Annotated in this window: 1 protein-coding gene and 1 pseudogene; one reads left to right on the top strand and one right to left on the bottom strand. The window is 66.0% G+C overall.

The features are described from left to right. Positions 1–102, top strand: a pseudogene (locus NCT32_RS24430) (GDP-mannose pyrophosphatase); the annotation flags it as partial. Here NCT32_RS24430 and NCT32_RS24435 read toward each other — a convergent pair. After that, positions 91–255 carry a TOBE domain-containing protein gene (locus tag NCT32_RS24435; RefSeq protein ID WP_311768195.1) on the bottom strand — a complete coding sequence of 55 codons (165 nt, stop codon included), beginning with the start codon at positions 253–255 and terminating at the stop codon, positions 91–93. The pseudogene NCT32_RS24430 and the gene NCT32_RS24435 sit on opposite strands and share 12 nt — an antisense overlap. Between the last annotated feature and the right edge of the window lies 1 nt (position 256).

A 256-nucleotide genomic window follows, 5' to 3' on the forward strand; every position in this document is an offset into this window, starting at 1 on the left:
CTGCAAACCGCCATGCAGATGATCGAGCGCGGCGAAATCATGGACGGCAAGACGATCATGCTGCTGCAATACGCCGCGCTCGCGGCGCGTTCAGGCGAGTAGCGACACCGTCTTCACCTGCGCCCACAGGCGCATGCCTTCGACGATGCCTAGCCGGTCCAGCGAATAACGCGTGACGCGCGCGAGCAGCGGCGAGCCGTCGACGTCGAGCCGCACCACGGCTTGCGACGGATGGGCGTCCTTCGCGATGCCGATC

Origin of the sequence: Caballeronia sp. INML2 (assembly GCF_023631365.1) — a bacterium.
In the GTDB taxonomy this organism is placed as follows: Bacteria; Pseudomonadota; Gammaproteobacteria; order Burkholderiales; family Burkholderiaceae; genus Caballeronia; species Caballeronia turbans.